The sequence below is a fragment of the Galactobacter valiniphilus genome, from assembly GCF_003575975.1.
In the GTDB taxonomy this organism is placed as follows: Bacteria; Actinomycetota; Actinomycetes; order Actinomycetales; family Micrococcaceae; genus Galactobacter; species Galactobacter valiniphilus.
Genome location: NZ_QQXK01000017.1, coordinates 30,662 through 52,256, shown reverse-complemented (window position 1 = coordinate 52,256; position 21,595 = coordinate 30,662). Strand labels below are relative to the sequence as shown.

Sequence of the window (21,595 nt, the reverse complement as noted above, 5' to 3'; positions counted from 1 at the left end):
GCCGTCGGTTCGTCGCACCTGCGCCGCGGGAGATGTCCCACCGCCCGTGCACCGATCGAACCGAGCCCAGACCCCTTGGAGGAACACCATGAAGAAGAAGACCCTGGCCGCCCTCGCGGTTCCCACCCTCGCCCTGGCCCTCGGCCTCTCCGCCTGCGGCAGCGGCTCCACGCCGGGCCTCTCCGGCGGCTCCAGCGCCGCCCCGGCCTCGTCCTCGGCGGCTGGGGGCGGCGGCACCGCCGCGCCTGAGTCCAGCTCGGCCGCGGCGTCCAGCGCCGCTCCGGAAACCAGCTCCGCCGCGCCGGAGGCGCCCGCGGGGGCCGCCGACCTGGACGCGGCGATCGAGAAGTTCATCGCTTCCTCCTCCGGCACCGGTTTCACCAAGGTGCCGGCGGCGCAGATCAAGGCCGCCTTCGCGGGCGCCAAAGCCGCCCTGGCCCCGGTGACCGTGGACCCCGCCGCCTGCAAGGACCTCATGCTCAAGAGCGTTGACCTGGCCACGGGCGACATGGAGTTCGGCATGGCCCTGAAGCAGATGGGGCAGAAGTCCACCACCGTGACGTACTTCAGCCAAGGCGTCCAGTACGTCAAGGACATCATGGGCGTTTACGACGAGATGGCCTCGAAGTGCAAGGGCATGAAGCAGGAGGTGTCCGGCACCAAGCTGGAGGTCACCATCGGCGCCTGGGATGCCAGCGGCGTGAACGCCGAGAACGTGCACGGCACCACGGAGACCACGGTGATGGCGAGCGGCACCATGGTGCAGACCAAGGTGTTTGCCACGAAGGGCGACACGGCCGTGCAGGTGCAGGTCCTGGGCGATGGCGGTGCGGCCGATGAAGCCAACGCCGTTAAGCTCGTGAACGAGGCGCTGAACGCCCTCGCGGGCTAAGCGGCGCGGCGCCGGCCGAGGGGACCGGTGCCGTGCCTCACATCGGTAGCGCCGTGGGCGCCGGCCCATTCCCCGGGCAGGGAGTGGGCCGGCACCAGCGGCACCGACGCACCAAGGGGAGGCGTCATGAAGCAGTATCAGCAGCACCAGCAGGGCCGGGGTCTCAGGGGCTGGCGCACGGCCGCGGCGGTGGCGTGCGCCGTGGGCATCGCGCTCACGGCCGCTGCCTGCTCCGATCCGGGACCGAACACCACACCGAGCGGCAACGGGGAACCCGTGGGGCCGCTCTTCGGCCCCACGGGGCCATCCACCACGCCGAGCGCGTCCCCGAGCCAGGCGCCGCCGAGTACGGCACCCGCCCCGTCCAGCCCGGCCGGATTGAAGCTCGACGTGGATACGGCAGCGCGGGAGTTTGCCGCCAAATCGAGTGGGTATCGCGTCAGCCTGTCGGCCGTCGTGAAGGAGCGGCTGGCGAGCACGCGGGAGTCGCTCAGCGCCGCGCGCTTCTCGCCCTCGGCCTGCGCGCCGTACGTGGTGGCGACCAATGCCCGCCTGCCGATCAACGCAAAGGCGGCCATGGCGGCGTCGAGCGCCCACCAGGTGACCTTCTTCTGGGTGCCGAGCCAGGGCTACGCCCAACGCGAGCTCAAGGCCAAGGAGACCGTGGAGAAGCACTGCTCCAAGGTGACGGTGAGCGCGAGCGCCGGCTCCGCCACGGTGGAGACCGTGTACTTCGCGCCCGCCGGTATCACGGCGCCCGACTCCTTCGGTCTCATGCGCCGCATCAGCGACTCGAGCGGCAGCAGCTCGCAGGTGGACCATGGCACCACCGTGGTGGTGTTCAACGGCACGGTGGGCATCGCCGCTGCCGTGAAGGGCACCAACGGCGCTGCACGCAAGGAGGCCACGGAGCTCGCGAAGCGGGCCTACGCCAGCTTCATGGGCTCCGCGGTGTAAGGCGCGCACGGCGCCCTCGCCAGCATCGGTAGAATCACAGGCGGCCCGTCTTTCCGAGCGGGCCGCCTGTTCATGTTCGCGGCCAGCGGCCGCCGAAAGGGAAGACCCGTGGTCCTTCGTCTGTCCACCCTGTTCCTGCGCACTCTGCGCGACGACCCGGCCGAGGCCGAGGTCGAGAGCCACAAGCTGCTCGTGCGCGCCGGCTACATCCGCCGTGCCGCTCCGGGCATCTACACGTGGCTGCCGCTGGGCCTGCGCGTCCTGGGCAAGGTGGAGAACATCGTCCGCGAGGAGATGAACGCCATCGGCGCCCAGGAGGTGCACTTCCCCGCGCTGCTGCCCAAGGAGCCCTACGAGGCCACGGGTCGCTGGGAGGAATACGGCGACAACATCTTCCGCCTCAAGGACCGCAAGGAGGGCGACTACCTGCTTGCCCCCACGCACGAGGAGATGTTCACGCTCCTGGTCAAGGACCTGTACTCCTCGTACAAGGACCTGCCGGTGTACCTCTACCAGATCCAGAACAAGTACCGCGATGAGTCCCGCCCCCGCGCGGGCCTGCTGCGCGGCCGGGAGTTCATCATGAAGGACTCCTACTCCTTCAACATCGACGGCGCCGGCCTGGATCAGGCCTACGCCGATCACCGCGCCGCCTACCTGAAGATCTTTGAGCGCCTGAGCCTCGAGATCGTCCCCGTCTTCGCCATGGCCGGCGCCATGGGCGGTTCCAAGTCGGAGGAGTTCCTCCACCCGACCGCCATCGGTGAGGACACCTTTGTGCGTTCGGCCGGCGGCTACGCCGCCAACGTCGAGGCCGTCACCACCGTGGTGCCCGCCGACATCGACTTCACGAACGCCCCCGCAGCCGAGGTGAAGGACACCCCCGACACCCCGACCATCGACACGCTCGTGGCCGCCGCCAACGAGCTGGCCCCGCGCGCCGAGGGCGCCTGGACCGCCGCCGACACGCTCAAGAACGTCGTTGTGGCTGTCACCACGCCCGAGGGCGAGCGCGTCGTGGCCGTCATCGGCGTCCCCGGCGATCGCCAGGTTGACCTGAAGCGTTCCGAGGCCACCATCGGCGCCCTGCTGGGGATTCCCGGCGAGGTCGGCGTCGAGGCCGCCACGGAGGAAGACCTCAAGAAGTACCCGGGTCTCGTCAAGGGCTACATCGGCCCCGGCCTGTCCCTGGACGCCGCGGTGCTCGGCGCCGAGTCCGCCACGGGCCTGCCGTACCTCGTGGACCCCCGCGTGGTCTCTGGCACCACGTGGATCACGGGCGCCAACGAGCACGGCAAGCACGTCTTCGGCCTCGTGGCCGGCCGCGATTTCGCCTGGGACGGCGTCGTCGAGGCCGTCGAGGTGCGCGACGGCGATCCGGCCCCCGATGGATCCGGCCCCCTCTCCACCACGCGCGGCATCGAGATGGGCCACATCTTCCAGCTCGGCACCCGCTACGCCGAGGCCCTGGGCCTGAAGGTCCTGGACCAGAACGGCAAGGCCGTCACCGTCACGATGGGCTCCTACGGCATCGGCGTCACGCGCGCCGTGGCCGCCATCGCCGAGGCACACCACGACGAGAAGGGCCTGGCCTGGCCCCGCGCCGTGGCCCCGGCCGATGTGCAGATTCTCATCACGGGTAAGGGCGAGGAGCTCTTCGAGCTCGGCGAGAAGCTCTCCGCCGAGTTCGAGGCCAAGGGCGTCGAGGTCATCCTGGACGACCGCCCCAAGGTCTCCGCCGGCGTGAAGTTCAAGGACTCCGAGCTCATCGGCGTCCCCACGACCATCGTGGTCGGCCGCGGCGTGGCCGAGGGCGTCGTCGAGGTCAAGGACCGCGTGAGCGGCGAGGCCCGCGAGATCTCCCTCGACACGGTCGTGGACGAGGTCACCGCCCTCGTGAAGGGCTGAGCGTCCTGCTCCCCGGCTCCCTCGGCGTCACCGTCGCCGCAGCAACGCCCTCCGTCCTGAGCAACTCGGGACTGGAGGGCGTTGCCCTGTCCACGATCCTGTTGGTGATCGTGGCCGGCCTGCTGGCCGGGTGGGTGGACGCCGTGGTGGGCGGGGGAGGGCTCATCCAGCTCCCGGCGCTGCTCCTGGTGCCCGGCATCTCGCCCGTGCAGGCGCTCGCGACAAACAAGATGGGCTCCGTGTTCGGCACGGCCACGAGCGCCGTCACGTACTCCAGGCGCGTTCACCCCGATCTGCGCACGGCCATCCCCATGGCCGTGGCGGCGGGGCTGGCCGCCGTGGGCGGGGCGGGAGTGGCAACGCTGCTTCCCGCCTCGGTCTTCAAGCCCATCATCCTGGCGGCGCTCATCGTGGTGCTGAGCTTCACCCTGGCCAAGCGCCAGGCCGGCCTCGCGACGGCGCTGCGCTTCTCGGGGCGCCGGCACTACGGCACGGCCGTGCTGATCGGCGTGGGCATCGGCTTCTACGATGGCCTGATCGGCCCGGGCACCGGCTCGTTCCTCGTCATCGCGCTCGTGAGCGCGCTCGGCTACAGCTTCCTCGACGGCTCGGCCAAGGCCAAGATCGTCAACCTCGCCACCAACATCGGCGCGCTCGCGCTCTTCGCCCCCACGGGCCACGTGCTCTGGGGCCTGGGTCTGATCCTCGGCGCCTCCAACATGGCGGGCGGCTACCTCGGCTCCCGCATGGCGGTCTCGAAGGGCTCCGGCTTTGTGCGCGTGGTGTTTGTGGTGGTGGTCGTGGCCCTCATCCTGAAGCTGGGCTTCGACGTGGTCCAGGACTGGACCCGCTAGGCGTTCAGCCCGCGGCGGGGCGCGTGAGCCACCACTGCGTCAGCAACGCGGAGCGGGCGTCGCCGCTCACCGACACGGCCGCGGGCAGGAGCTTGTCCGCCAAGGCGGCGCGGGCAGCGAGCATGGTCTCGCTCGCCTCGGCACCCGTGAAGGCCGCGGAGGGCCCGGCCGAGGTCACGACCACGGGCAGGCAACCGGCCGGCTGGGCGCTCTGGAGCGCGCGCGTGAGCTCGCCGCGCTGGGCGGCCAGGGCGACGCTGCTCGCCGTCTTGGCGCGGGCCGCGACGACCTCGGACGCGTAGGCCAGGCGGCCGGACGCGGCCCCGGCCTCGTGCAGCAGATCGGCGCCGGCACCGATCAACGTTGCCGAGTCGGCGGAGAAGAGCGGGAAGCCGCTCACCGGCTCGTTCGCCGCCACGGCGGCGTCGCTCGCAGTGCCCGACGGCGTGGGGCTGGGGGAGGCGGAGGCGGCGGGTTCCGTGATGGTCGTGGCGTTCTCCCCGGTGCACAGGCCCTGCGCAAAGGCCGGGGTCAGTGTCGCCGACAGGGTGCCGAGCGCCTTCTCCTGCGCGGCCGCGCCGGCGGCGCCGGAGGCGACCTTGAGAGCGGAGGCGACCCCGCCCGAGGTGGGGATCTCCCGACCGGCGGCCGTCAGCGTCGCCCTCGCCGCGTCGTCGAGCAGGGCGGCGCCTGTCAGCAGCCGCCGGGCCTGCCCGGCCGGGGCGTCCAGCGCAGCCGAGGCCAGCGTGCCGGCCAGCGCGAAGGTCTCCTTCGCCGCTGCGGCGGCCCTGGCCACGTTGTTCTGCTCCGTCGTGGGGCCGGCCTCCTCGAGCGCCAGCGCATCCGCCTCGGCATCGCCTACGGGCGTCTCGGGGGCCAGGAATCCGCGGACCGCGGCGAGCTGAGCGTGCAGCGCCTGCCCCGCGGGGCCCGTGAGCCCCGCGCTCTGGTGCTCGAGCCGCGGCAGGGCGCGCGCCGGATCGTCGGCGGCGAGGGACGCGGGGGCCACGACGGGGGAGACGGAGTCGCCCGGGCGGGCCAACGCGCCGTCGGCCGCCGTGGTGCTCGTCACGCCTACCCACAGCGCCCCGACCAGAAGCACCCCGCAACCGCGCGCAAAGCGGGCTCCGAAGGACGTGGAGAGGCCGGGTGAACGGGTCATGAGCACCATGTTCCCATGCCAGTGCCGCCGGATTCGTCAGGATAAACTGGTGGCTTGTCGTCGGCCCGCTCGGGCCGAAGCTCAGGAGGAAGCATGCCCACCACCCCCACCACCCTTCCGGACGTCGAGGCGCTGATTGCCGCCGTGACCCCCGCGGTCGAGGACGCCGGATTGTTGTTGGAGGCCGTCGAGACGGTCGAGGCCCAGCCGCCGATCGTCCGCGTCATCGTCGACCACGAGGACGGCACCGTCGGTGTCTCGCTCGACAAGGTCGCCGAACTCTCCGAGGCCATCGGTGCGGCGCTCGACGCCGACGTGCTCTCGGGCGACACTCCCTACGACCTCGAGGTCTCGAGCCCGGGCGCCGGCCGCCCGCTCACGCTGCCGCGCCACTGGACGCGCAACGTGGGACGCATCGTGCGCCTCAAGGACACCGAGGGCGCCGAGCTGGAGGGCCTGCTCCTCGCGGCGGACGAGGAGGGCATCGACCTCGAGCCCATCCGCCCGCCCGCCAAGAAGGGCATGAAGGCCAAGGTGCTCCCCGCGGTGCGCCTGGCCTACGGTCAGATCCGCAAGGGCAAGGTTGACGTGGAGGCCACGGCCGCCCGCCTCCTCGCCGAGCGCGACGACGACGAATCACAACTGAACAAGGAAGAAACGGGCGAGGAGGCCTGACGTGGACATCGATATGAGTGCGCTGCGAGCGCTAGAGAAGGAGCGGGAGATCCCGCTCGAGAAGCTCATCACCACGATCGAGCAGGCGCTGGTGCTGGCGTACGACAAGCAGCCGGGCGCCATCCGTGGCGCGCGCGCCGAGCTGGACCGCAAGAGCGGCCACGTGACCATCTGGGCTCCCGAGCTCGATGAAGAGAACAAGCGCATCGGGGAGTTCGACGACACCCCCACCGACTTTGGGCGCATCGCCGCGTCCACGGCGCGCCAGATCATCATGCAGCGCCTGCGCGACGCGGACGACGCCGTGGTGCTCGGCGAGTTCAAGGGCAAGGAGGGGGAGATCCTCTCCGGCGTGATCCAGCAGGGTCGCGACCCCCGCATGATCCAGGTCAACCTGGGCACCATCGAGGCCGTCCTGCCCCCGCCGGAGCAGGTGCCGGGCGAGGCCTACAAGCACGGCCGCCGCCTGCGCGTGTACGTCACCGACGTGCACCGCGGCCCCAAGGGCCCCTCGATCACCGTGTCGCGCTCGCACCCCAACCTCGTGCGTCGCCTCTTCGAGCTCGAGGTCCCCGAGATCTCCGACGGTTCCGTGGAGATCGTGGGCCTGGCCCGCGAGGCCGGCCACCGCACCAAGATGGCCGTGCGTTCGAAGCGTGAGGGTGTCAACGCCAAGGGCGCCTGCATCGGCGAGGTGGGCACCCGCGTGCGCGCCGTCATGACGGAGCTGGGCGAGGAAAAGATCGACATTGTCGACTTCTCCACCGACCCGGCCGAGTTCGTGGCGCACGCCCTGTCCCCGGCCAAGGTGCTGCGCGTGAGCGTCACCGACGTGGCCAACCACCAGGTGCGCGCCGTGGTTCCCGAGTCCCAGCTCTCGCTGGCCATCGGCAAGGAGGGCCAGAACGCCCGCCTCGCGGCCAAGCTGACCGGCTGGCGCATCGACATCGTCTCCGACGTCGCCGACAAGGCCGCGCGCCTCGCCGACGCCGTCGAGGTCGTGGAGCTCGACGAGGCCTGAGCCTGCCGCACTCATGCGGGTGGTGTGAGGCACACCGTGGTGTGCCTCGCACCGCCCCGCCTTCCGCAAGCGGTAGACTGGTGAGCGGTGCGCCGCCTCGGCGTACTTGAAGCTGGACACGGAGGGAGAGACTTTCATGGCCTCCCCCCTCCGCACCTGCGTTGGCTGTCGCCAGGTGGTTGCCCAGGAGCAGCTCGTGCGCTGGGTCGTGGACCCGCAGAATCCCTCGCGGATCCTGCCGGACCCGAAGCGGCGCGCGCCCGGACGGGGTGCGTGGTTGCACCCCATCGAGCAGTGCGCACAGCAGGCAGTGCGTCGTCGTGGATTTGCCAGGGCATTTCGCTCCGGCGGAATCACCCACGACCTCGCGGCGTTGTTGCACGTGATGCCCACGGAATCCGTAGCGGATTCCGTTCGCCAGGAAACCCAAACTGAAAGCGGGTCAGGAAAAGTGGAAACCCGATGAGTGCCGCCCGATGAGCGCCCAGAGATGAACCACCTCTGCGTCGCCACCGACCCGTGCGCCGCGCCGTTTGTGCGCCGCACGCCCCAAACATCAAGGTCCGTTTGAGCCTGCTTTCAAAGGCGCGGACCAGACAGGAGAACTGTGGCTAAGGTCCGCGTACACGAGCTCGCTAAGGAGCTCGGGATCACTTCCAAGGAAGCGATCACCAAGCTCGAGGAGATGGGCGAGTTCGTTCGCTCCGCTTCCTCGACGATTGAGCCTCCGGTGGTGAAGAAGCTGCGCGGTGCGTTCCCGAACGCCGCAGCTCCCGCCGCCCCGGCTCCGGCGGCCGCCCCCAAGCCGGCCGCCAAGAAGCCCGCCGCCCCCGCGCCGTCGGCCCCCGCCGCCGAGGCAACGAAGGCGCCCGAGGCCCCGGCCGCTCCCGCGGCTCCCGCCGCCAAGCCGGCCGTGGCCCCCAAGCCCGCCGCCGCGCCCAAGCCGGCCTCGTCCGCGGCCAAGCCGGGCTCCGCTGCCCCCAAGCCGGGCACGCCGCGTCCGGGCAACAACCCGTTCTCGTCCCAGCAGGGCATGCGCCCCGCCGGTGGCCAGGGCGGCTCCGCCCCGCGTCCGGGTGGCCCCCGTCCGGGTGCCCCGCGTCCGGGCAACAACCCGTTCTCGTCGCAGCAGGGCATGCGCCCGTCCGGTGCCGGTGCCGGCGGCCCCCGCCCCGGTGCCCCGCGTCAGGGTGCCCCCGGCGCCGGTGGCCCCCGTCCGGGTGCCGCAGGTGCGGGCGGCCCGCGTCCCCCGCGTCCGGCCGGTGCCGGCGCCGGTGGTCCGCGCCCCAACCCGAACATGATGCCCAAGAAGCTGGAGCTGAACGTCGGCAAGCCCGGCGCCGGCGGAGGCCGTGGCCCGGGTCGCCCGGGCCAGGGTGGCGGCGCCGGCGGTGCCGGTGGCGCCGGCGGTGGCTTCCGCGGCGGCCGCGGCGGTGGCCGCGGTTCGGCCCAGGGTGCCTTCGGTAAGGGTGGCCCCCGTCGTGGCAAGGCGCGCAAGTCGAAGCGCGCGAAGCGTCAGGAGCTGGAGCAGCAGGGAGCACCCGTCGTTGGCGGCGTGATCGTCCCCCGCGGCAACGGTTCCACCGTGGTGCGCCTGCGCCGCGGCGCCACGATCTCCGACTTCGCGGAGAAGATCAACGCCAACCCGGCAGCGCTCGTGACCGTGCTCTTCCACCTGGGCGAGATGGCCACGGCCACGCAGTCCCTGGACGAGGCGACCTTCGAGGTGCTGGCCGAGGAGCTGGGCTACGTGGTCCAGATCGTCTCGCCCGAGGACGAGGAGCGCGAGCTCTTCGAGTCCTTCGACATCGATCTCGAGGGCGAGCTCGAGGCCGAGACCGACGACATGCTGGAGCCCCGCCCGCCGGTGGTCACCATCATGGGCCACGTCGATCACGGTAAGACCCGCACGCTGGATGCCATCCGCAAGTCGAACGTCATCGACGGCGAGGCCGGCGGCATCACCCAGCACATCGGTGCCTACCAGATCACCACCGAGCTCGAGGGCGAAGAGCGCAAGATCACCTTCATCGATACCCCGGGTCACGAGGCGTTCACCGCCATGCGTGCCCGCGGCGCCAAGGCCACGGATATCGCCGTGCTCGTGGTGGCCGCCGATGATGGCGTCATGCCCCAGACCGTTGAGGCGCTCAACCACGCGCAGGCCGCTGGCGTGCCTATCGTGGTGGCCGTCAACAAGATGGATAAGCCGGAGGCCAACCCCGACAAGGTCATGGGTCAGCTCACCGAGTACGGCCTGGTTCCCGAGCAGTACGGCGGCGACACCATGTTCGTGCCGATCTCGGCACGCGAGAACATGGGCATCGACGACCTGCTCTCCGCGATCCTGCTGACGGCCGACGCCGCCCTGGATCTGCGCGCCAACCCGGACAAGGACGCTCGCGGTATCGCGATCGAAGCCAACCTGGATAAGGGCCGCGGCGCCGTCGCGACCGTCCTGGTCGAGTCCGGCACGCTCATGGTCGGCGACACGATCGTGGCCGGCACGGCCCACGGCCGCGTCCGCGCCATGTTCGACGAGAACGGCAACGTGCTGGACGTGGCCCTCCCGGCCCGCCCGGTGCAGGTCCTCGGCCTGAGCACCGTCCCGCGCGCCGGCGATACCTTCATCGTCACGCCGGACGAGCGCACCGCCCGCCAGATCGCCGAGAAGCGCGAGGCTGCCGACCGCAACGCGATGCTCGCCAAGCGCCGCAAGCGCATCTCGCTGGAAGACTTCGACAAGGCTGTGGCCGAGGGCAAGATCGACACCCTCAACCTCATCCTCAAGGGCGACGTCTCCGGTGCGGTGGAGGCCCTGGAGGACTCGCTGCTCAAGATCGACGTGGGCGAGGACGTGCAGCTGCGCGTCATCCACCGCGGCGTGGGCGCGATCACCCAGAACGACGTCAACCTCGCCACGGTCGACAACGCCATCATCATCGGCTTCAACGTCCGCCCCGCGGAGCGCGTTGCCGAGCTGGCCGACCGCGAGGGCGTCGACATGCGCTTCTACTCGGTCATCTACCAGGCGATCGACGACATCGAGGCGGCCCTCAAGGGCATGCTCAAGCCGGAGTACGAGGAAGTTGCCCTCGGCTCCGCGGAGATCCGCATGGTGTTCCGTTCCTCCAAGTTCGGCAACATCGCCGGTTCGATCGTTCGCTCGGGCCTCATCCGCCGCAACGCCAAGGCGCGCCTCGTGCGCGACGGCAACGTGGTGGCGGACAACCTCTCCATCGACTCCCTCCGTCGCGAGAAGGACGATGTGACCGAGGTGCGCGAGGGTTACGAGTGCGGTATCGGCCTGGGGTCGTTCAACGACATCAAGGAAGGCGACACCATCGAGACGTGGGAGCTGCGCGAGAAGCCGCGCGCCTGATCCACATCTCTCTCGGGAGCGCTTCGACACGGGGGTGGGTGCACGTCACCCGCCCCCGTGGCGTCTCCCCTCATACTTTTCTTCAGGGGCCACCCCCGTGGCCCCTTAGCCTCAAGGAGGAAGCATGGCTGACGCAGCCCGCGCCGCCCGCATGGCGCAGCGCATCCGCGTGATCGTCGCGGAGTCCATCCGCAAGGTGATCCGCGAAGAGGGCATCGAGAACCTGACGGTGACCGATGCCCGCGTGACCCGTGACCTGCAGAACGCCACGGTGTACTACACCGTGTTCGGAACCGACGCCGACAAGGCCGAGGTCGCCGAGCTCCTGGCCAAGAACACCGGCCGCCTGCGCAAGGAGGTGGGCCGCAACATCACCGCGCGCCTGACCCCCACGCTGGCCTTCGTGGCGGACGAGGTCCCCGTGAACGCCAACCTCGTGGAGGACCTGCTGCGCGTGGCCAAGGAGAAGGACGCCGCCGTGGCGGCCCTCGCCGAGGGCAAGGAGTACGCCGGCGAGGCCGACCCGTACAAGCACGACGACGAGGACGATCAGGACGATGCCGAAGGCCGTTGATCCGAACGCGCCGTCCGGCCTCGTGGTGGTCGACAAGCCGCAGGGCATCACGAGCCACGATGTGGTCTCGCGCATGCGCCGGCTGGCAGGCACCCGCAAGGTCGGTCACGCCGGCACGCTCGACCCGATGGCCACGGGCGTCCTGCTCGTGGGCGTCAACAAGGCCACGCGCCTCCTGACCTACCTCGTGGGCCAGGACAAGGTCTACGAGGCGACCATCCGGCTGGGGGAGACCACCAGCACGGAGGACGCCGAGGGCGAGATCCTGCAGCGCCGCTACGTCGCCGCCGTCACGCGGCAGGCGCTCGACGCCGCCGTGGAGGCGCTGACGGGCGACATCCAGCAGGTGCCGAGCGCCGTCTCCGCCATCAAGGTGGACGGCAAACGCTCCTACCAGCGCGTGCGCGATGGCGAGGAGGTCGAGCTTCCGGCCCGGCCCGTCACCATCAAGCGCTTCGAGATCCTGGACGTCCGCCGCCCCGAGGGCGGCCGGACCATGGACGTGGATGTGGTGGTGGAGTGCACCTCCGGCACATACATCCGCGCCCTCGCCCGCGATCTCGGCGAGGCGCTCTCGGTGGGCGGCCACCTGACGGCCCTGCGCCGCACGAGCGTGGGCGGCTTCGGCCTGGACAAGGCGGCAACCCTCGAAGAACTCGCCGAGCGCTTCGAGATGCTGCCGCTGCCGGAGGCCGCGCGCGGGCTGTTCCCCGCGCGCGAGCTGACGGCCGAGGAGGTCAACGAGCTCGGCTTCGGCCGCCGCATCGAGGCCAACGCCACGGCCGAGCTGACGGCCGGTTTTGCGCCGGACGGCAGGCTTATCGCCCTCATGAACAACGTCAAGGACAAGGCCAAGCCGGAACTCGTCTTCGAGACCCGCTAGGCCCGTGCCGGCCCGCCCCCGTTGGGCGGGCCGGTTCCTTGCACCACCAGGAGTACCCCCCCATGATTTTTGACGGCTTCATGATCGCCGGCGCCATCGTGTGCGCGCTCAGCGTGCTCATCGGCGTGGGATCCGCCATCTGGAAGCGCTACCCCACGGACGCCTCGATTCTCTCGCTGGCCGCCGTGGAACTGTTCCTCGTGGTCTACGCGATCCAGGCCGGCGTGCGGCAGGCGGGCGGGGCCCCCATCCAGGGGGCCCCGTGGGAGTTCTGGGGCTACCTCGTCACGGCGCTCTTCGTGGGCGTCCTGGCCGGCTGGTGGGGGATCGGCGAGAAGTCGCGCTGGTCCAACATCGTCATGGCGGCTGCCGGGTTCACGATCTTCGTCATGCTGTATCGCATGCAGCAGGTCTGGGTCGGAACGGGCTGGATCTAAGCCACTAGATCGAACAACAGGCCCCGCCCCAGAGGGCGGTGCCCGGTCGGCGACACGGGGTCGCCGACCGGCCGGGAACGCGGCGCGCGGCGTCGGCGTCCCGCGGGTGAAGGAAGAGAAACATGCAAGAGAAGCAGCGCGGCGGCAAGATTGCCGCCAAGGTCCAGGCCGCCCAGGCGGCCTCCGGCACCCAGGGCGAGCAGGCGGCGTCGGGCATCGATGCCCACGCCCCCGAGGCGAAGAATCGCGGCCTCGGCCGCATCATCATCGCCGTGTACGGCGTCTTTGCCCTCTCCGCCTTCGCGCGCTCCCTGTGGCAGCTCGTCGGCAGCGAGCACGGCGAGCGGATCTTCCCGCTCGCGCCCGTGGCGATCGTGTTCTCGATGATCGCCGCCGTGGTCTACATCGTCGCCACCATCTCGCTCGCGCTGCCCAAGCGTCGCGCTTGGTACGTGGCGCTCGTCGCCGTGCTCGTGGAGATCGTGGGCGTCATCGCCGTCTCGATCCTCTCCTACGCCGAGCCGCAGCTCTTCCCCAAGGCCTCCGTGTGGAGCCACTTCGGCCAGGGCTACGGCTACGTGCCGCTCGTCCTGCCGTTCGTGGGACTGTGGTGGCTGCTCACGCACCGTCCGCGGTCCGCGAAGGCCTGAGCCCGGGTGGATAATGGATCCGGCCGCGTGCCGCCGATCCATCGGCGACCCGGCCCGTTGAACAAGCACTCCATCGAAGGAGAACTGGTGCTGCACTGGAATGGCCTGGATGACGTCCCGGCGTCCCTGACGGGATCCACCGTCACCATCGGCAACTTCGACGGCGTGCACCGCGGGCACCAATCGCTGCTGACCACGGTCGTCGAGGCCGCCCGCGAGCACGAGTGCGCCTCCGTGGTCGTTACCTTCGATCCTCACCCGGCCAAGGTGCACCGCCCGGCGTTTGCGCCCGTGCCGATCATGAGCGAGCGCCGCAAGGAGGCCCTCATCGCCGAGGCCGGCGTGGACGCCCTGCTGACCATCAACTACACGCTCGCGTTTGCGGATCAGTCCGCCGAGGAGTTTGTCCGCGACTATCTCGTCAACGGGCTGCGCGCCAAGGTCGTCGTGGTGGGTCACGATGTTCGCTTCGGCCGCGGCAACGAGGGCACGCTGGACACCATGCGTTCCCTGGGTGAGAAGTACGGTTTCGAGGTCGTGGCCGTGGACGATGTGGGGCCCGAGCGCCGCTGGTCCTCCACGTGGGTCCGCGAGGCGCTGCAGAAGGGGGACGTCGAGGCCGCCGCCGAGATCCTCGGCCGGCCCCACGTCATGCGCGGCACCGTGGTGCACGGCTTTGCCCGCGGCCGCGAGATGGGCTTCCCCACCGCCAACCTCTCCCGCGATGCCACGGGCCTCATGCCCGCGGACGGCGTGTACGCCGGCTGGCTCGTGGACGAGGCCGGCACGCGCTGGCCCGCCGCGATCTCCATCGGCACCAACCCCACCTTCGACGGCGTGGTGCGCACCGTGGAGTCCCACGTGATCGACCGTCCCGAGGAGGCCGTGGAGGACTTCAACCTCTACGAGCAGCTCGTCACGGTCGAGTTCATTAAGCGCCTGCGCGGCACGGTGGCGTACCGCGGCGTGGAGCCGCTCATCGAGCAGATGAACCTCGACGTGGCGCAGACGCGCGAGGTGCTCGGCGCCGACGCCGCGTCCGCCGAGGCGCGCCTGGCCTGCCAGGTGCGCGACGCCATCGATGCTCCCGTCATCGCCGCCGAGAAGGCGGAGCACTTCGGCGGGGCTGGGGCCGGCGTGTCCACTGCCGCGTCGGAGTGACGCGGCCTTCCGGCGCCTCCATTCCCAACCTGCCCGACGGCGCGCCCAAGCTTTCAGCCTCGGCTCGCCTCGAGCTGGGCGGTGCCTTCGAGGCGGCGGGGGAGGGGTACCACGAGGTGCGCCCCGGGTACCCGGCGTGGGTCGCGCCGTTCCTGGTTCCCGCTTCCGCCTCGTCCGTCGCGGACCTCGGCGCCGGCACCGGCCTGTTCACGCGGGACCTCGCGGCGCCCGGCCGCACGGTGCACGCCGTGGAACCGGCCGACTCGATGCGCGAGGTGCTCGCGCGAACCCAGCCGGGCGTCGTCGTGCATGGCGGGACGGGCGAGGCGACGGGCCTGGACCCGGCGTCCGTCGACGCCGTGACCGTGGCGCAGGCGTGGCACTGGATGGACCCGATCGCGGCCTCAGCGGAGGCCGCGCGCATCCTGACACCCGGCGGCACGCTGGGGCTGGTCTGGAATCAGCTCGACGTCACCGTGCCGTGGGTGCACCGGCTCAGCCGGATCATGCATGCCGGCGATGTGCACCGCAACGTGGACGCCGCCGCGCGCGTGGGGGCGGAGTTCGGCGCGCGCGAGGTGCGCGAGGAGGGCTGGGTGGACGCAGTCACGCCGGAGTCGCTCTTCGAGCTGTGCCACTCGCGCTCCTACTGGCTGCGCTCCTCGGAGGCCGTGCGCACCAAGGTGGACGCGAACCTGGCCTGGTACCTCTACGAGCACCTGGGGCACGCGGCGGGGGAGTCGATCGAGCTGCCGTACACGTGCCTCGCGGTGCGGTTCACGCTGCGCTGAGCGCCATCCCGCGACTTTTTCGCCTCTCCGCGACAAAGAGTCGCGATTCTGCGAAAAAGTCGCGAGGTGGCGGGGCTTTGGCCCTGTACGCGAGGGGCCGCGAGCCGCGAGAGAGCTGACCTCAGGACGGTCGACGGCCCCACCACGTCAATGCATGCACTTTGTGTCCACCCGGCGAGAAAGACTCGCGCCATACGCAGAAACCGCATGCATCGCCGCGGCCAGTTGAAACGCAGCGTCGCCCGCTCGCGCCGAGGCGGGTCCAACGCCCGACGGCGGCGCGCCCGGCGGGTGCCCCCGGCACCCAAGGTGCCCTTCGCCACGCGCGAAACCACGCGCCGTCGGGCGCTGATAGACTTCATGACGGTGCGCACTGCAGTCCGCGGTTGTGCCACCCCTCTTGTCTCCCCGCGAGGGCGAGGCGAGGGTCAAACACGCGGTACAACTCATGAGGAGTTACATCATGGCTCTTGATCAGGCGATCAAGCAGGAAATCATGAAGGAATACGCCACCCACGAGGGTGACACCGGTTCGCCGGAGGTGCAGATCGCTGTGCTTTCGCGCCGTATTTCCGACCTCACGGAGCACCTGAAGATGCACAAGCACGACCACCACACCCGCCGCGGCCTGATGGCCCTGGTTGGTCGTCGTCGTCGCATGCTTGGCTACCTCAAGGACACCGACATCGAGCGTTACCGCTCGCTGATCGAGCGTCTGGGCCTGCGCCGCTGATTGCGTCCGTGGGGCGGCACTCCTCTTGTGGGGTGTCGCCTCGCGTCGTATCCGGAGTCGTCATGAGACGATTCCACTGAGGCGAAAGCCTCGAGAGGGACCACCCGGTCCCACACCCAGAATCGGCCACGGAGGCCGGGCACACCACACGCTTGTGGTCCTCGGTAGTGGCCTTCGGTTCCGCCCACCCCACGCCTCGCGGCAACGCGACGCGGGGGAGAGGGCGAGCACCGCGGGCCTCGATCGAGCACCAGCGAGCGGACCGTGCCCAGGACCTCCGTGCCACGAACAGAAATGGAGGCACCCGTGTCGGGTACCGAACTTCAGTTTGCCGAGGCAGTGATCGACAACGGCCGTTTCGGCCAGCGTGTGATCCGCTTCGAGACGGGCCGCCTGGCCAAGCAGGCCGCCGGCTCCGCCATGGTTTTCCTGGACGATGACACGTCCATGCTGTCCGCCACCACGGCCGGCAAGCACCCCCGCGAGGGCTTCGACTTCTTCCCGCTGACGGTGGACGTTGAGGAGCGCATGTACGCCGCGGGCAAGATCCCGGGCTCCTTCTTCCGCCGCGAGGGCCGCCCCTCCACCGAGGCCATCCTGGCCTGCCGCCTCATGGACCGCCCGCTGCGCCCCGCCTTCGTGAAGGGCCTGCGCAACGAGGTCCAGGTCGTCGTGATGATCACCTCGATCAACCCGGACGACTACTACGACGTCGTGGCGATCAACGCCTCCTCGATGTCCACGCAGCTCTCCGGCCTGCCGTTCTCCGGCCCCATCGGCGGCGTCCGCGTTGCCCTGGTCGACGACGGACAGGGCGCCCAGTGGGTGGCCTTCCCGACGAAGACCCAGCTGGAGCAGGCCGTCTTCAACATGGTGGTGGCCGGCCGCATCGCCGGCGACGACGTCGCGATCATGATGGTGGAGGCCGGCGCGACCGACCACGCCTGGGACCTGATCAAGAACCAGGGTGCCGTGGCCCCGACCGAAGAGGTCGTCGCCGAGGGCCTCGAGGCCGCCAAGCCCTTCATCAAGGTGCTCGTTGAGGCCCAGGCCGATCTGGCTTCCCGCGCCGCCAAGCCGCTGCGCGAGTTCCCGATCTTCAAGGACTACCAGGACGACGCCTACGCGGCCGTCGCCGCCGAGGCCACCGACAAGCTGGCCGGCATCTACCAGATCGCCGACAAGCAGGAGCGCGACAACGCCGCCGACGAGCTCAAGGCCGAGGTGCTCGGCAAGCTCGCCGTCGCCGGGGCCGAGTTCGAGGGCCGCGAGGGCGAGATCTCCAAGGCCTTCGGCTCGCTGACCAAGCACATCGTGCGCCAGCGCATCCTGACCGACCAGATCCGCATCGACGGCCGCGGCCTGACGGACATCCGTCGCCTCATGGCCGAGGTCGAGGTCCTGCCGCGCGTGCACGGCTCCGCGATCTTCGAGCGCGGCGAGACCCAGATCATGGGTGTCACCACGCTGAACATGCTGAAGATGGAGCAGCAGATCGACTCCCTCTCCCCGGAGAAGTCGAAGCGCTACATCCACCACTACAACTTCCCGCCGTTCTCCACGGGCGAGACCGGCCGCGTGGGTTCGCCCAAGCGCCGCGAGATCGGCCACGGCGCCCTCGCCGAGCGGGCCCTCATCCCGGTGCTGCCCTCCCGCGAGGAGTTCCCCTACGCGATCCGTCAGGTCTCCGAGGCCCTCGGCTCCAACGGCTCCACCTCCATGGGCTCCGTGTGTGCCTCGACCCTGTCGATGTACAACGCCGGCGTGCCGCTGAAGGCCCCCGTGGCCGGCATCGCCATGGGCCTGGTCACCGACGAGGTTGACGGCCAGACCCGCTACGCGGCGCTGACCGACATCCTGGGTGCCGAGGACGCCATGGGCGACATGGACTTCAAGGTCGCCGGTACCTCCGAGTTTGTGACCGCCATCCAGCTGGACACCAAGCTCGACGGCATCCCGGCCTCCGTGCTGGCCGCCGCGCTGAAGCAGGCCCGCGAGGCCCGCCTGCACATCCTGGACGTCATCACCTCGGCGATCGACGGCCCGGACGAGATGTCCCCCTTCGCCCCGCGCATCATCTCCGTGAAGATCCCCGTAGACAAGATCGGCGAGGTCATCGGCCCCAAGGGCAAGATGATCAACCAGATCCAGGAGGACACCGGCGCGGACATCTCCATCGAGGACGATGGCACCGTGCTGATCGGCGCCACCTCCGGCGAGGCCGCCGAGGCCGCCCGCTCCGCCGTCAACGCCATCGCGAACCCGCAGGTTCCCGAGGTGGGCGAGCGCTACCTGGGCACCGTCGTGAAGCTGACCACCTTCGGTGCGTTCGTTTCGCTGACCCCGGGCAAGGACGGCCTGCTGCACATCTCCGAGCTGCGCAAGCTCAACGGTGGCAAGCGCGTCGACGACGTCGAGGATGTCCTCGGCGTGGGCCAGAAGGTCCAGGTGGAGATCACCAAGGTTGATGATCGCGGGAAGCTGTCGCTCGCCCCGGTCGTGGCCGAGGACGAGGCCGCCGAGTCCGAGGGTTCCGAGGACTGATATGGCGGTGATCCCTCTGCCTCTGACCGGCACCGGGACACCCCAGAACGCAGAGCGCGCCCCCGAAGGGGGGCGCGCTCTTGCGCACTCTGGCGTGACCCAGGAGGTGCTGGTGCACGAGGACGGCGCGCGCGTCATGCGCTCCGTCCTTCCGGGAGGCGTGCGCGTGCTCACGGAGTCCATGCCGGGCGCCCTCTCGGCGTCGGTGGGCTTCTGGGTGGGCGTCGGCTCGCGCGACGAGGAGCCCGGCATGCACGGCTCCACGCACTTCCTGGAGCACCTGCTCTTCAAGGGCACGGCCACGCGCTCCGCGCTGGAGATCGCCCTGGCCTTCGACGAGGTCGGCGGCGAGTCAAACGCCGCCACGGCCAAGGAATCCACCTGCTACTACGCGCGGGTCCTCGGCACGGATCTGCCCATGGCGATCGCCACGATCGGCGACATGGTCACCTCGGCGCGTCTCTCCGACTCCGATCTGGAGCAGGAGCGCGGCGTGATCCTCGAGGAGCTCGCGATGGACGCCGATGACCCCACGGACGTGGCGCACGAGCGCTTCGTGCAGCTGGTCATGGGCGAGCACGAGCTGGGCCGCCCCATCGGCGGCACCCCGGAGGACATCAACGCCACCGAGGCCGAGGCCGTGCGCGAGCACTACCGCAAGCACTACACGCCGGACACCCTCGTGGTGACGGCGGCGGGCGCCGTGGACCACACGGAGGTCTGCGAGGCGGTCATGCAGTCCCTGCACGACGGCGGGTGGTCGCTTGAGGTGGGCGCCGCGCCGAAGGCGCGGCGCGCCCCGGCGCCCGCGACCGTCACCTCGGTGACGGGCGAGCACGTGGTGCGTCGCGACGTCGAGCAGGCAAACATCCTGCTGGGCTGCCCCGGCCTCGTGGCCACGGACGAGCGCCGCTACGCGCTCTCCGTGCTCAACACGGTGCTCGGCGGCGGCATGTCCTCGCGCCTCTTCCAGCGCGTGCGCGAGCAGCGCGGCCTGGCGTACTCCACGTACTCCTTCTCGGGCTCGTACACGGACGCCGGCTACTTCGGGCTCTACGCCGGGTGCTCTCCGGCCAAGGCGCGCGAGGTGCTGGACCTCTTGGGCGAGCAGCTCGACGAGCTGGCGCGCGACGGCATCACGGAGCACGAGCACCGCGTGGCGCTCGGGGCCCTGTCCGGCGGGCGCGTGCTCTCCGGGGAGGACGCCGGGGCGCGCATGTCGCGCCTGGGCGGCGCCGAGCTCATCACGGGCGAGTATCACGACCTTGACGAGACGCTGCGCCGCATCCGCGCCGTGACGCGCGAGGAGGTGCACGCGGTGGCCCGCGAGCTGGCCTCGCGCCCGCGCACCGCGGTGATCGTGGGACCGTTCGACACGCTGTAGGGCGTGGGGCGGGCGGTTGTGGCCCGTGGGTAGTGCGTGGGGAGGGACGGATCGTCGATCCGCCCCTCCTGCGTGTTCCCGGGGTGCCGGGGGCGCTGGCGTTCCGGGGTTCCGGCGGCTGTCGCTGGGCCGTGCCAGGATGGGTTCCATGGAGGCAGATCTCTTGCAGCTCGAGGAGTACGACGACGCCGGCTTGCGTGAGTGGGCCAGGCACCACGGCGCCGAGTGCGCCGCGCTGCTCGGCGCCTCCGTGGCGGGCGGGGCGCTTTACGATCCGCGGGCGGCGCGCCGGATCATGGCCGGGTCCTCTGACCCGGCGGCCGCCGCCTTTGCCACCGCCCTGGCGGGCCTGCAACCGGGACGCAACCGGGCCGACGTCGGGCCGGTGGCAGCGCTGTGGGACGCCGTCCCCGCGGGGGAGCGGGCGGCGTGGGCCGTGCGCTACCCGGGTGTGGTTGGCTCCCTGAACGGGGCCGACTTTGACTCGCGCGTGCGGGCCAATGTGCTCGTGGCCGCGGGGCTGTTGTACGTGCTCGAGGCCGAGCTGGCGGCGGCGGAGGTCGTCGCCGGGCCGTTGCCTGTGCTCCCCGTGGGGCTCGGCGTGCGCGCCGTGGCGCGCGGGGCGTGGGACGGCTGGCGCTGGGCGCGGAAGGCCGGGGGGCGGGCCGTGCAGGTGACCCGACAGATCGCCGGCTTCCGCGAGGCGGTGCGGCGGGCCGACGCGCCGATCCGGCTGTTGTACTGCTCCACGGCGAGGGATGGGCGCTTCGTGGCGCTGTCCGGAGCGGTGGGGCCGGCGACGCGGTCCGTTGCCGTGGTGGTGCCGGGGACGCTGACCTACGGGAACCACCTGCCCATGAACATGGGGCGGCTGTCCGACGTGGACGGGCGGTCGCAGGAGCCGGTCAGCGCCGTGGGCGTGTACTGGCAGGGCTGCGAGTTCCCGCGCTTCATCACGGACAACGCCGACCGGCGCTTCAACCAGGCGGCGCGCCAGAAGCTCGCGGCGTTCGACGCCGCGCTGGACGTTGAGTGCGAGCGCGGGGTCGCGTTGGCGGTTGCCGCTGGGCTGCCCGCGGTGGAGCCGGTGCAGACGTACATCGGGCACAGTTACGGGGCCAGCGCGATCGGCTCGGCCGAAGCCCGGGCCGAGGGGCTCACGCTGGATCGCATGGTGTACGCCGGGGCGCCGGGGACGGGCTTCAAGGTCCAGGTGCCGGCCGACACCGTGAACGCGGGGGCCGAGCGGTACGCCTTGGTGGCGCCCGTGGACTGGAAGCCGTGGCTCGGTGGGACGCTCTACGGTGGGGCCATGGGCGGGGATCCGGTGCGGGAGATGGGCGCCGAGCTGCTCGAGACAGGATTCCTGGATCACGCGCGGCGGCAGGGGCGCCTGCTCAACCACAACGACTACCTGCGCGGCGGGTCCACGGCGGCCCTGAACATCCAGGCCGTGGTGCTCGGACGCCGGACGCTGCCGGCCGTGCTGCGGAGGCCGTGGCCGCTCGGGCGCATGTCCGATCGGAAGCTGCGGCGGCGGATCGACGGCTTGCGGTTGCCGCGGTGAGTCCCACTCGGGGCGCGCAT

At 70.8% G+C, this 21,595-nt stretch carries 19 protein-coding genes; 18 read left to right on the top strand and 1 reads right to left on the bottom strand.

The window, feature by feature from the left end; translation table 11 throughout:
• The first annotated feature begins 88 nt into the window (after positions 1 to 88).
• The 4 genes from DWB68_RS09570 to DWB68_RS09550 all read left to right on the top strand — a co-directional run bounded on the left by DWB68_RS09570 (position 89) and on the right by DWB68_RS09550 (position 4,611).
• Entirely contained in the window at positions 89 to 892 is an 804-nt protein-coding gene (locus DWB68_RS09570; RefSeq protein ID WP_119424914.1) for a hypothetical protein, read from the top strand.
• 126 nt (positions 893 to 1,018) lie between these two features.
• Positions 1,019 to 1,849: a hypothetical protein gene (locus DWB68_RS15990; protein WP_147391635.1), complete on the top strand. Its 831-nt coding sequence runs from the start codon at positions 1,019 to 1,021 to the stop codon at positions 1,847 to 1,849.
• 108 nt (positions 1,850 to 1,957) lie between these two features.
• Positions 1,958 to 3,757 (top strand): proline--tRNA ligase, encoded by a 1,800-nt coding sequence (locus DWB68_RS09555; protein WP_119424911.1) that lies wholly within the window; start codon positions 1,958 to 1,960, stop codon positions 3,755 to 3,757.
• A gap of 104 nt (positions 3,758 to 3,861) precedes the next feature.
• Complete coding sequence (locus DWB68_RS09550; protein WP_233548715.1) at positions 3,862 to 4,611, top strand: sulfite exporter TauE/SafE family protein; 750 nt, start codon at positions 3,862 to 3,864, stop codon at positions 4,609 to 4,611.
• A 4-nt stretch (positions 4,612 to 4,615) separates the two neighbouring features.
• Here DWB68_RS09550 and DWB68_RS09545 read toward each other — a convergent pair whose 3' ends face one another.
• Positions 4,616 to 5,773, bottom strand: coding sequence for a hypothetical protein (locus DWB68_RS09545; protein ID WP_147391634.1), 1,158 nt, complete (start codon positions 5,771 to 5,773; stop codon positions 4,616 to 4,618).
• Positions 5,774 to 5,866: 93 nt separating this feature from the next.
• On the opposite strand from DWB68_RS09545, the gene DWB68_RS09540 reads away from it, so the two are divergent.
• From DWB68_RS09540 to DWB68_RS09475, 14 genes are all read left to right on the top strand, one after another.
• The gene (locus DWB68_RS09540) at positions 5,867 to 6,448 is read left to right on the top strand and encodes a ribosome maturation factor RimP (protein ID WP_119424908.1); all 582 of its coding nucleotides are present in this window, start codon (positions 5,867 to 5,869) and stop codon (positions 6,446 to 6,448) included.
• Between the two features lies 1 nt (position 6,449).
• The gene (gene nusA, locus DWB68_RS09535) at positions 6,450 to 7,469 is read left to right on the top strand and encodes a transcription termination factor NusA (RefSeq protein ID WP_119424907.1); all 1,020 of its coding nucleotides are present in this window, start codon (positions 6,450 to 6,452) and stop codon (positions 7,467 to 7,469) included.
• A 136-nt stretch (positions 7,470 to 7,605) separates the two neighbouring features.
• Positions 7,606 to 7,935, top strand: a complete 330-nt coding sequence (locus DWB68_RS09530; RefSeq protein WP_119424943.1) for a YlxR family protein — start codon at positions 7,606 to 7,608, stop codon at positions 7,933 to 7,935.
• Positions 7,936 to 8,076: 141 nt separating this feature from the next.
• A complete protein-coding gene (gene infB / locus DWB68_RS09525) occupies positions 8,077 to 10,851 on the top strand; it encodes a translation initiation factor IF-2 (protein ID WP_119424906.1) in 2,775 nt (924 codons plus the stop codon).
• A gap of 124 nt (positions 10,852 to 10,975) precedes the next feature.
• Positions 10,976 to 11,425 (top strand): 30S ribosome-binding factor RbfA, encoded by a 450-nt coding sequence (gene rbfA / locus DWB68_RS09520; RefSeq protein ID WP_119424905.1) that lies wholly within the window; start codon positions 10,976 to 10,978, stop codon positions 11,423 to 11,425.
• The gene (truB, locus tag DWB68_RS09515) at positions 11,409 to 12,308 is read left to right on the top strand and encodes a tRNA pseudouridine(55) synthase TruB (RefSeq protein WP_119424904.1); all 900 of its coding nucleotides are present in this window, start codon (positions 11,409 to 11,411) and stop codon (positions 12,306 to 12,308) included. Before rbfA ends, truB begins: the two co-directional genes overlap by 17 nt.
• Before the next feature lie 62 nt (positions 12,309 to 12,370).
• Entirely contained in the window at positions 12,371 to 12,745 is a 375-nt protein-coding gene (locus tag DWB68_RS09510) for a hypothetical protein (protein ID WP_119424903.1), read from the top strand.
• A 122-nt stretch (positions 12,746 to 12,867) separates the two neighbouring features.
• The gene (locus DWB68_RS09505; protein ID WP_233548714.1) at positions 12,868 to 13,395 is read left to right on the top strand and encodes a hypothetical protein; all 528 of its coding nucleotides are present in this window, start codon (positions 12,868 to 12,870) and stop codon (positions 13,393 to 13,395) included.
• 84 nt (positions 13,396 to 13,479) lie between these two features.
• Positions 13,480 to 14,556, top strand: a complete 1,077-nt coding sequence (locus DWB68_RS09500) for a bifunctional riboflavin kinase/FAD synthetase (protein ID WP_407645692.1) — start codon at positions 13,480 to 13,482, stop codon at positions 14,554 to 14,556.
• Positions 14,553 to 15,347: a class I SAM-dependent methyltransferase gene (locus DWB68_RS09495; RefSeq protein ID WP_233548713.1), complete on the top strand. Its 795-nt coding sequence runs from the start codon at positions 14,553 to 14,555 to the stop codon at positions 15,345 to 15,347. Before DWB68_RS09500 ends, DWB68_RS09495 begins: the two co-directional genes overlap by 4 nt.
• A 463-nt stretch (positions 15,348 to 15,810) precedes the next feature.
• Positions 15,811 to 16,080 (top strand): 30S ribosomal protein S15, encoded by a 270-nt coding sequence (gene rpsO / locus DWB68_RS09490; RefSeq protein WP_119424901.1) that lies wholly within the window; start codon positions 15,811 to 15,813, stop codon positions 16,078 to 16,080.
• Positions 16,081 to 16,386: 306 nt separating this feature from the next.
• Positions 16,387 to 18,624: a polyribonucleotide nucleotidyltransferase gene (locus tag DWB68_RS09485; RefSeq protein WP_119424900.1), complete on the top strand. Its 2,238-nt coding sequence runs from the start codon at positions 16,387 to 16,389 to the stop codon at positions 18,622 to 18,624.
• 1 nt (position 18,625) lies between these two features.
• Complete coding sequence (locus DWB68_RS09480; RefSeq protein ID WP_119424899.1) at positions 18,626 to 20,008, top strand: M16 family metallopeptidase; 1,383 nt, start codon at positions 18,626 to 18,628, stop codon at positions 20,006 to 20,008.
• A 148-nt stretch (positions 20,009 to 20,156) separates the two neighbouring features.
• On the top strand, positions 20,157 to 21,575 hold the full coding sequence (locus tag DWB68_RS09475) for a hypothetical protein (RefSeq protein WP_119424898.1): 1,419 nt from the start codon (positions 20,157 to 20,159) through the stop codon (positions 21,573 to 21,575).
• Positions 21,576 to 21,595 lie beyond the last annotated feature (20 nt).

Bases quoted from the DNA above. Each gene is read 5' to 3' on its own strand.
- DWB68_RS09570 (WP_119424914.1), top strand. From the start codon at position 89: ATGAAGAAGAAGACCCTGGCCGCCCTCGCGGTTCCCACCCTCGCCCTG.
- DWB68_RS15990 (WP_147391635.1), top strand. From the start codon at position 1,019: ATGAAGCAGTATCAGCAGCACCAGCAGGGCCGGGGTCTCAGGGGCTGG.
- DWB68_RS09545 (WP_147391634.1), bottom strand. From the start codon at position 5,773: ATGACCCGTTCACCCGGCCTCTCCACGTCCTTCGGAGCCCGCTTTGCG.
- DWB68_RS09540 (WP_119424908.1), top strand. From the start codon at position 5,867: ATGCCCACCACCCCCACCACCCTTCCGGACGTCGAGGCGCTGATTGCC.
- DWB68_RS09530 (WP_119424943.1), top strand. From the start codon at position 7,606: ATGGCCTCCCCCCTCCGCACCTGCGTTGGCTGTCGCCAGGTGGTTGCC.
- rbfA (WP_119424905.1), top strand. From the start codon at position 10,976: ATGGCTGACGCAGCCCGCGCCGCCCGCATGGCGCAGCGCATCCGCGTG.
- truB (WP_119424904.1), top strand. From the start codon at position 11,409: ATGCCGAAGGCCGTTGATCCGAACGCGCCGTCCGGCCTCGTGGTGGTC.
- DWB68_RS09510 (WP_119424903.1), top strand. From the start codon at position 12,371: ATGATTTTTGACGGCTTCATGATCGCCGGCGCCATCGTGTGCGCGCTC.
- DWB68_RS09505 (WP_233548714.1), top strand. From the start codon at position 12,868: ATGCAAGAGAAGCAGCGCGGCGGCAAGATTGCCGCCAAGGTCCAGGCC.
- rpsO (WP_119424901.1), top strand. From the start codon at position 15,811: ATGGCTCTTGATCAGGCGATCAAGCAGGAAATCATGAAGGAATACGCC.
- DWB68_RS09480 (WP_119424899.1), top strand. From the start codon at position 18,626: ATGGCGGTGATCCCTCTGCCTCTGACCGGCACCGGGACACCCCAGAAC.
- DWB68_RS09475 (WP_119424898.1), top strand. From the start codon at position 20,157: ATGGAGGCAGATCTCTTGCAGCTCGAGGAGTACGACGACGCCGGCTTG.